The 9,308-nt window shown below is 59.4% G+C and carries 8 protein-coding genes and 1 pseudogene; 4 read left to right on the top strand and 5 right to left on the bottom strand.

Annotated elements, in window-relative coordinates; genetic code table 11:
• Positions 1-84: 84 nt before the first annotated feature.
• On the top strand, positions 85-1,053 hold the full coding sequence (locus CAK78_RS12840) for a LysR substrate-binding domain-containing protein (RefSeq protein WP_005308035.1): 969 nt from the start codon (positions 85-87) through the stop codon (positions 1,051-1,053).
• A 147-nt stretch (positions 1,054-1,200) separates the two neighbouring features.
• On the opposite strand, the gene CAK78_RS12845 is transcribed toward CAK78_RS12840, so the two are convergent.
• Entirely contained in the window at positions 1,201-1,800 is a 600-nt protein-coding gene (locus CAK78_RS12845) for a YhgN family NAAT transporter (RefSeq protein WP_010635400.1), read from the bottom strand.
• Positions 1,801-1,900: 100 nt separating this feature from the next.
• Positions 1,901-2,146 carry a YecH family metal-binding protein gene (locus tag CAK78_RS22685; protein WP_017764705.1) on the bottom strand — a complete coding sequence of 82 codons (246 nt, stop codon included), beginning with the start codon at positions 2,144-2,146 and terminating at the stop codon, positions 1,901-1,903.
• A 208-nt stretch (positions 2,147-2,354) separates the two neighbouring features.
• On the opposite strand from CAK78_RS22685, the pseudogene CAK78_RS12855 reads away from it, so the two are divergent.
• Positions 2,355-3,577 (top strand): annotated as a pseudogene (locus CAK78_RS12855) (dicarboxylate/amino acid:cation symporter).
• A gap of 178 nt (positions 3,578-3,755) precedes the next feature.
• Here CAK78_RS12855 and CAK78_RS12860 read toward each other — a convergent pair.
• The 3 genes from CAK78_RS12860 to CAK78_RS12870 are packed head-to-tail and all read right to left on the bottom strand — an operon-like array spanning position 3,756 to position 6,202.
• Complete coding sequence (locus tag CAK78_RS12860) at positions 3,756-4,361, bottom strand: tail fiber assembly protein (RefSeq protein ID WP_094697523.1); 606 nt, start codon at positions 4,359-4,361, stop codon at positions 3,756-3,758.
• A 15-nt stretch (positions 4,362-4,376) separates the two neighbouring features.
• The gene (locus CAK78_RS12865) at positions 4,377-5,579 is read right to left on the bottom strand and encodes a phage tail-collar fiber domain-containing protein (RefSeq protein ID WP_094697524.1); all 1,203 of its coding nucleotides are present in this window, start codon (positions 5,577-5,579) and stop codon (positions 4,377-4,379) included.
• Positions 5,579-6,202, bottom strand: a complete 624-nt coding sequence (locus CAK78_RS12870; protein ID WP_094697525.1) for a phage tail protein I — start codon at positions 6,200-6,202, stop codon at positions 5,579-5,581. The genes CAK78_RS12865 and CAK78_RS12870 overlap by 1 nt, the downstream gene beginning before the upstream one ends.
• Before the next feature lie 124 nt (positions 6,203-6,326).
• Between CAK78_RS12870 and CAK78_RS12875 the strand changes: the two genes are divergently transcribed.
• Entirely contained in the window at positions 6,327-6,749 is a 423-nt protein-coding gene (locus CAK78_RS12875; protein ID WP_094697526.1) for a hypothetical protein, read from the top strand.
• A gap of 87 nt (positions 6,750-6,836) precedes the next feature.
• Positions 6,837-9,158 (top strand): phage tail tape measure protein, encoded by a 2,322-nt coding sequence (locus tag CAK78_RS12880; RefSeq protein ID WP_141214187.1) that lies wholly within the window; start codon positions 6,837-6,839, stop codon positions 9,156-9,158.
• The last annotated feature ends 150 nt before the right edge of the window (positions 9,159-9,308 follow it).

Consider the following 9,308-nt stretch of genomic DNA (forward strand, 5'->3'; position numbering starts at 1 on the left):
GCGAGAGACGTTTTGAGCATAAGTTCGCCTAGATATGAAAACAAATGGTATAAATTCATCTAAGAATTGAAGAGGATTCATATCATGTTGCTGGAACAGCTGGGGCGTATCGACCTCAATCTATTGATAATCCTGCAAGTTTTGCTGGAGGAACGAAACGGCAGCCGGGCGGCCCGTCGCCTGCATCTAAGCCAGTCTGCCGTCAGCAAGGCGCTCGGCCGGCTGCGGGAAACCTTCGACGATCCCCTGTTCGTGCGCTCGGCCTACGGGCTGGAACCCACAGCACGTGCCCTCAGCCTGCAGCAGCAACTGCAGCCGATCCTGCTGTCGCTCGACAACCTGATCCAGCCGCCGGATTTTGACCCGACCACCACCGAACGGGAGTTCGTCATCGCCAGCATGGACAGCGCCTTTACCCTGTTCGCCCCGCTCTACCTGAGCGAGCTGAAACGGCAGGCCCCCGGCATCCGGCTGCGCTACGAGGAGTGGACCGAGAACAGCCTGACCGAGATGAGCCAGGGCCAGGTGGACATCGCCTTCACGGTGCGGGAGAACTGCATCAACTCGGACTTTCGGCTCGACACCCTGCCCAACGCCATCTGCCAGCGGCTGCTCGCCATCGACGATCTGACCTGCCTGGTGCAGCACGACCACCCGGCCCTGCACGAACCCGAGTGGGATCTCACCCGCTACCTGGCCTATCCCCACGTGCAGACCTATTGCGAAGGGCGCGATCGCTGGATGCTGGATCACAAGCTGGCGGAGCAGGATCTCTATCGCCGCATCGAGGCGACCGTGCCCTCCTTCGAGGCGGCGCTGCGGATGGGCATGCATTCGGACATGATAGTGACCCTCTCCCGGCTCTACGCCCGCCACGCCACCCAGGTCTATCCGCTGGTGCCGCTGCCGCTGCCCATCGCCCTCGACAGCATCTCCCACCTGCTGATCTGGCATCAGCGCCACGAGGAGGATCCGGGCCACCGCTGGCTGCGGGAGACCCTGCTGGCGCTGATCATGAGCAAGCTGGAACCCACTGCTGCCAAACCGGCCTGATACAGGCGCTGGGCCGTGAGCACCTGACAGAATGAGCAAGCCGGCCCTGTCGGTCGCCGCAAGCTGCCTCATAGCCACCACGCCGGACACAAACAAAAAAACGGGGCTCATCGAGCCCCGTGTCTTGCTTGTCGGCATGCCGGTTGGTCAGTTCTGCCCGGTCACCGCCAGGTAGTGATGCACCCCGTCGAGCAGCATCTGCACCGAGATCATCACCAGCAGCATGCCCATTAGCCGCTCCACTGCGGTGAGCCCTCGCTCACCCAGCAGCTTGTTGAAGACCTCGTAGAACATCAGGATCACCGCGCTGGCGCCCCAGGCCATCAACAGGGCCAGCGACCAGTCCGCCATCCGGGTCGGCTCCTGGTTGGCCAGCAGCAGCAAGGAGGCCAGGATCGAGGGGCCGGCAATCATGGGGATCGCCATGGGCACCAGGAAGGGCTCCTCCCCCGCGGCCAGCCCGGTCACCCCCCCTTCACTCGGGAAGATCATCTTGATGGCGATGAGGAACAGTATGATGCCGCCGGCGATGCTGACCGCCTCCTGGCGCAGGTTGAGGAAATTGAGGATCTGCTGCCCGACGAACAGGAACGCCATCATGATCACCAGCGAGAACAGCAGCTCCCGCATCATCACCTTGCGGCGTCGCTTGGGATCGATATGACGGAGGATCGACAGGAAGACCGGCAGGTTGCCCAGCGGATCCATGATCAGAAACAACATGACGGCAGCGGAGAAAGTATCCATACAACGCCCAGGCCAAGCCTTCAACAGAGGAGGGGAAAGAGGGCGAATATAACAAAGGCGACGGGATTCGGCGAGCGCGGCAGGCGCTCGCCGGCGGGGATCAACCGTGGTTGCAGATCTTGTCGGCGCGGGTCTGGAAACCCTGCTCCGATTCGATGAACTTGCCGCGCTTGGCCAGGAAGTCGATCAGAGCCTCGGCATCCATCTCGCTGGCGCTGCAGGTGTGGAAACGGGCATCCGCCCCGAAGCGTGCGTCGATGGCCTGCTTGAGGCTGGCCCGGGTGAACTGGCCGCCTTGCGCCAGCATCATCTCCATCACTTCGTGACCGTGTACCGATTGAGTCATTGCAAACCTCTTTAATAGACATATTTGATGCCTATTAAATCCTGCCCCACCGCCGACGACCTTGATATAGGCCAACAAATTGCCGATTTCCCTGCCCCCACACTGGTGATGGTCACGGCTTTGTCGATAATGTGGCAACCTGAGCAGGGGATGGCTACACTAACGCCCCTTTTTGCTACCGCAGACCGAATATAAGGACATTGGCGTCATGCTGTTCCATGGACTGGCTTTCAAACCCTGGCGGATCTGGACCCGCCGTCCGCTCTGGTTGAAGACCCTGCTCGGCATGCTGACGGGGATCGGGCTCGGCGCCGCTTTCAGCGAACAGGCATTGCTGCTCAAACCCATCGGCGTGCTGTTCGTCAACACCATCCAGATGCTGATGGTGCCCCTCATCTTCTGTTCGGTCATCGCCGGCCTCACCTCGCTGCTCAAGGGCAAGGCCCTCGACCGCATCGCCGGCAAGGCCATCGGCCTCTACCTCTGTTCCACCGCCGTCGCCATCTGCATCGGCCTGATGATGGGCTGGCTGCTGGAACCCGGCATGGGTGCCAATATGGGACCCTATGAACGGGTCGGCATGGCGGAGTCCCCCACCCTGGCCAGCGTGCTGAGCCACCTGGTGCCGCGCAACCCGGTGCAGGCCATGAGATCCTGCAGGTGATCGTGTTCGCGGTGGCCCTCGCCCTCGCCCTCAACGCCACCGGTCGGCGCGGCCGCCCCGCCATCCTCTTCTTCACCTCGCTGGCGGAGGGGATGTTCAAGCTGACCCAGATGGTAATGGCGCTAGCCCCTTACGGTGTCTGTGCCCTGATGGCCTGGATGACCGGCAAGTACGGCATGAGCCTGCTGCTGCCGCTGCTCAAGGTGATCGGCGCCGTCTACCTCGGCTGCCTGCTGCACGTGCTCGGCGTCTACAGCAGCCTGCTGATCCTGCTGGCCCGCCTCAATCCGCTGCACTACTTCAAGAGCATCGTCGATGCCCAGGCGGTGGCCTTCACCAGCAGCTCCAGCAACAGCACCCTGCCCATCAGCCTGGCCTGTGCCGAGCGCCGGCTCGGGGTCTCCCCCGCCATCACCGCCAAGGTGCTGCCCATCGGCGCCACCATCAACATGGACGGTACCGCCCTCTATCAGGGGGTGACGGCCCTGTTCGTAGCTCAGGCCTTCGGGGTGGATCTGCACCTGGTGGATTACCTGACCATCATCAGCATCGCCACCCTGGCCAGCATCGGCACGGCGGGCACCGGCCTGATGCTGCTGACGCTGACCCTGACCGCAGTGGGACTGCCGCTGGAGGGGGTGGCACTGATCGCCGGAATCGACCGGATCCTCGATATGGCGCGCACCACGGTCAACGTCTCCGGCGATATCCTGGTTTCCGTGTTGATTGCCCGCAGCGAGCAGGATGACGGCGCGGCGCTGATTTGAACCTAACGAGAATCGACTTTGAACCCGTAGATATACCGAATCTAGGCGTGCCTAATCGAGTTAAAACGAGACACGTCCACCCTGCTCAAGAAGCCATGATACAATCAAAAAGCTCAGTGGTGCAGAAAAGCGCGGCGCTATTCCCTGGCACTCTTGCCTGTGCTACTGAGCTCAATTCTTACCCTGCCGCCCCTGGCTTCTCAGACCATTGTGGTGACTCAGGCCAGCCCGGCTTTTCCCGCACATCCGGCAGTTCATATCGGTAGCGCTGCCATTGAGGTAGTAACTCAATATCTTCTGGTTTGGCATATCCACCATCCACGGCTGGCTGGATGCGCTCGATTTCGGTTGTAGCCTCAGCTTGACGTTGGGATAGTTCTTGCTCTGCGGCCTGCTCGGCCAGTTGATACTGAAGTGCTGGGTCTTCCTGCCACTGCCCATCATGCCAAACATTACCAGGGCCAGGGTACGGGACGGCAGTCGCCCCTCGTTCGGCGGGGGTGACATTGGGTGCGGTGATCACCACAGCACTGCCGTCCTCAATGCTCCAGAGGTCAACATCACGCCAGTCGGGCTGAACAACCCACTCTCCATCTGCATGGAGCGCAGGTACCTGACCTGCGACATCGAGATAGCGGGCGCACTCACGCTCCCCCACGGCAGGCGCTGGCTCCGGGGTGGCAAAGGCGGGCAATAGTGGGTTGGCTGGATCCAGCGGATTGAAGTCAGCTGCGTCTATACTCAACAAGCAGCCGGTGGCGGTATCGTAGTGATAGATGTTCATGGCAACTCCTAGAATTTAATGGTGGCGAGGACAGCGGCGTTGCGGGGATTTGTCTGAGCACCACCGGTCATTGTTGTTGCCCCCCCCCCAGTGGCCGGTTCTAACCAGTTCACTGGCCAGACGGACTGTGGGATAAACGTTGTGGTTAATAAGAAGGCCACGAGTCTGTGTCGACCAATTAAACGCTTGGGATGTAGAACCGAGACCGGTCTGACTTGGGTCAAATGCAAGCCAGTGGTTATGTTCCCTGGTTTGATCTTCCTGCCATGCCCCGAATTGACGACCAACATCCGCCCCCCGCCCATCATCCCAGGCCCGTAAAAATTCACCGCGCACATCAAACACTCGGAAGGTGGTGCCATCGGCATTGTCAGCACACTGGAGCGCGCCAGCCTGCCAAGCTCCAGGAGCAACCATGATGCCGTTATGCATGGCCCAGGCCCTCAACGCGGCATAAGCCACCCGAGAGAGGTTCTGCACCCCAGACTTGATATACCCAGCTCGTGGGGTCGGCTGGGTGTCGAGCAGCAGGCTACCGATGAGGCGAGAGGCATAACCGGTGTAGTTAGCACCGTTCTGATTGAACGTCTGCCAGGTCATCCAATCGTGGTAGTCGTCATGCCAGATAGGTCCGATATTGGCAGTAGGAAGAGGGGTTCCGGCAGCCAGATAGTGAGCGTTGATGGCCGCCTTCATCTCTTTGGGGGCGACGGCGATCTCGGCTTTTTCGCCAGCTAAGGCCTCATCTTTCGTGGCGAACCGGGTTACCCCTTGTTCGGTGTAGGTCGCTGGCGGATACGGCGGCCTTTCAACGATCACCGTCACCGCATCTCCATGCATGATGGGCAGCTGGATGTTGAGGCCAAGGGTGCGAAACAGGGTCGAGCCCTTGTCGGCAATGTAGGTGGGCGGATAGTTGGAATAGACAATCAGGTTACCCTGCGCATCCATCAAGCCCAGAGTGCGGATCCACTTCCCGACATGGGCCTGGCTCTCATAGTCCACACCACCTCCCAGCATCGAGCTGGCAGAGGCACCTGATGTCAGCGGCACACGGTCAAACTCACCCGCCACAGCCAGGGCACTGGGCGCAGGCTCAAGCTCTACGCCGCCACCATCGCCGATGGCCATCTGAGTGATGGTAACCACCTGGCCATGCTGGTACGCCTGCTCAATGAGCTGTGCGCCATGGTCGGTTAGCACTGCGTAATAATTCATCACATTCCTCTCACGGTAGTTGACTCTTTTGCCACGATGACGCCATGCGCTCGCACCTGGCCATGAACCGGTTGCAGAGGTGCTGGGCCGATGATGGCGCGTTCCTGGCTGGTGACATAAGCCCGAGTGACCACCTGCCCCCGCAGTTGCGGGCCGATCACCCGCATCCCCCAGTGCTGTGACCCCCGCTTGTTGCTCTCCACCTGCGTGGTCACGTTGCGATAGAAGGCCGCATCAATCGGCTTGGTCTCATCCTGCTGCTGCACATCCACCCGAAAGGTGCCCCGCAGCCCTTCAGGGACCATCTGGTGCCACTCAAGCAACTGGCAGTTATAACCGGTCAGATCCAGCGCCCGTTTCACCGCCCAGGGCGTGCCCTTATAGCGAAACAGCAACAGTGCATCCTTGACCACGGCCCGCTTCTGGGCCTCTGGCCAGGCGTAATCCCACACGTCAACCCGCCACTGCCAGGCAAGCCAGGGCAAAAAGCTCGGGTGACAGTTGTCGATGTCACGCACATGCAACCCCGGCAACGCCTGGCGCAGTGCACCGAGTTCGTCAGCCGTCAGCTGGCTCAGGGTGCGCAGTTCCAATGACTGACGCAAAACAGACGGGATCAACATCCGCAATCACCTCCAAAACAACATGGGGCTATTGTGGCTATCTGTTCGCGGGCGCGATGCCCAAGGGCATGGGCCATCAGCGCAGTGCATTACCATCCAGTCAACAACAACGCCTGGAGGCACCATGAAACAACCACTGACCCAAACCACCATTGCCACCATGATTGAGAAGCACGGCATCTGCCCGTTGCCCTACGACATCAACTACCAGGGCCGCAAGCTCAATGCCGCCCGTCGTCTGCGCGTACCCAAGGTGCGTGATCGCATTGAGGCCGTCCGCTTTGCCAAAGACAGCTTCGGGTTTGAGGCATCCGATGCCGTCCTTGCCGGGGTAGCGGCCAGCGTCCTGGTGTTCGGCACCCTGGTGGAGACCACCACGGATGAAGGCGAGCAGGTCACGCTGGAAGGCGAACTGCCCGTGCCGGTGGATGTGCTCATCGACCAGCTCGAATATGGCGAGTTCATCCACCTGAGCGTCCTGATGGGAAAGCCTCGCCCCTCCTCCGTATCACCGAGCGACACCTCAAAAACGCAATCCGAGTCCTGACGGACGGGCGGCAAGGTCGCGCCACCTATCGCGAAGTCCTCGACATGACTTGGCCTGAACTCACCTTTCTCCTTGAGGTAATGCTTGATGAACGGAAATAACTTTGCCCTGGAGCTGACGGTCGGCATTGAAGACCTGTTCACCCAGCACAAGAAACGGATCGAGAAAGAGGCCAAGAAACTCGAACAGGATTTTAAGGGGCTTCAAAAGACCGCAGGAGACGTGACCGAGTTCCGCCGTATGCAGGAGGGGCTAGAGCAGCTGGGGCGTGAGTCAGGCACCACCAGCCGGGAATTCCAACAACAGGAGCAGCAGCTTCAACAATACGCCTCAGCCTTACGTCGGGCCGAGGTCAACATCAACAACCTGACCCAGGAGCAACGGCGGCTCAATACCCAACTCAAAGAGACCGAAGAGGCCGCCAAAAGCGTCAGGGCCTTGAGCGATGGTATGGGTGGGATCATCGGAGGTGCCGTTGCGGGTGTTGCTGCTGGCAGCATGTTTGCCAGTGGTATGAGCACCATTCAACTGGAAAAGCAGGCCGCACTACAAACAGGCAAAGACACGGGCTATTTCGCATCGAGTGTTGAGCGAGATTGGCGCTCGTCCACCATGCGTGATACCGGGGCCACAGCCGAGCAGGTGATGGCGGCTCGCGTTCAAGCCCACCAAACAGGCGTGGATGAGGTGTCAGCCCGCCGCATGGCCGAGCGCTCTGTGATGCTCAATCGCGCCATGCCTGCCGCTGATATGCAGGAAATCATGCGGGCCATGCTAACCATGAACAAGGGGTTTGGCACCGATAGCGACACCAACGCCGATCTGATTTACCGGATTGCCAGCGGGGCTGGTGATCGCGCCAATGACCTGCTAGACACCTTCAACGAATACTCGTTGCTGATGAAAGATGCGGGCATCTCTGCCGAGCAGTTCAGCGCCATGTTGATGGCAGGGGCCAAGAGTGGTGCGTTCAACTACGACAAACTGGCTGACGGGGTGAAAGAGTCCATCAAGGCCCGCCTGACTGATGGTGGTGAGTTGGAGTCTCTGATGGGCAGTGGCACCAAGAAAGGTGAGATAGACACCCTCGTCAAAGACAAATCGATGCGGGAGGCGTTGAAAAGTGCCATCGGTGAGTTTCGTCAAACCAACGAAAAGGGCGGTGACTTGGCTGCACCATGGATGAAGGTAATGACGCTGGTCAGCAGCCTCTATCAAAAGGATCCTGCTGCTGCGAAGAACATTATGGAGCGGGTCGGTGGGACCCAGTTCTCGGAGGACTTGGGGGCATCATCCGTTAAGACCATGGTGGAAGCGCTGGCAGACCCCATCAAAGTATTGGGGGATTACCAGGGCAAACTGGCCGATGGAGTGAAAGATAGCTTCAGTGCCATGGAGCGGCTATCAACCAGTTGGGAAGGCGCAACTGATCGTTTCAGTCAGGCAGTGGGTGACTTTGCTGAGGCGCAAAGTCCCATCATCGAATTGTTAGCCAGTGGGTTGGACAAAGGCGGTCAGCTCATTGCTGACAATCCAGGCACGGCACTGGGCGTGACAGCAGGCGCATTGGTGCTAAAACAGCAGGCTATCAGAGCCGCGTACAACTCATTGAAAGACCGCTGGTTCAAAGGTGGTGGTGCCGGACTAGAGGCAGCGGAGGCACTGGCTAAAGGAGCGCCAGAGATGGCTACCCCCAAATCAGCCACCAAAGGTGTACCGAGCTGGATGGATCACCGCCTATCTGGTGCCCCTACAGCACCAACACCCCCTCCCGCTACCAGCGGGGGTTGGCTGCAATCACTCAAGGAAGGTGCTGGCAAGACCTTGGGTGGTAAAGGGGGCAAAATGCTGGGGTGGTTACCCGCCCTGCTATTTGGCGGGGCACAGATCTACGATGCGGCCCAGAGCGGTGACAACGACCAACTGATTACCACTACTGCCGGGGTCGGCGGGTCATTGGCAGGTGGTGCGGCTGGGGCCTATGGTGGTGCAGCCTTGGGTACAGCATTTTTTCCTGGGATCGGCACTGCTGTCGGTGGGGTGGCTGGGGGTATCCTTGGCTCCATTCTTGGTGAGGAAGGGGTGAAGGCCATCACCGAAGGAGTAATGGGATGGTTTAATGATGGCAAGAACGGTGCTCAAAACGACGCAGACAAGGAGATGGAACGCCTCTTACCGCCCATGGCCAAGACTACAACCACCAGCACTCCGACCACGCCGCCTCCGGTGCAGATAGCCCTGAGTCACCAGCTGGCTATCTCGGTCACCCCCGACTTTACCAATTCCGCCGATATTGAGGCTGCCATCATCCAGGCGCTGCGCAACAGCACCCCGGAACTGGTACAGGAGCTGAAAGACTCGCTGGAACGGGTGATGCAGAGCATGGATTACGCCCAGCCGTCAGCATGAGAATCGACCACGACGACATCAAAAATATAGGAGAAATAGATATGTTGAAATTTCAAGCCATTCCAGCCCAACAAAATGAGTATGGATATAGCTTTATTAATGAGGGGGGCAATCTTGTCTCTTTGATGCGCCAGCCGTTAATTTATTTCC

Origin of the sequence: Aeromonas sp. A35_P (assembly GCF_002259925.1) — a bacterium.
In the GTDB taxonomy this organism is placed as follows: domain Bacteria; phylum Pseudomonadota; class Gammaproteobacteria; order Enterobacterales; family Aeromonadaceae; genus Aeromonas; species Aeromonas dhakensis.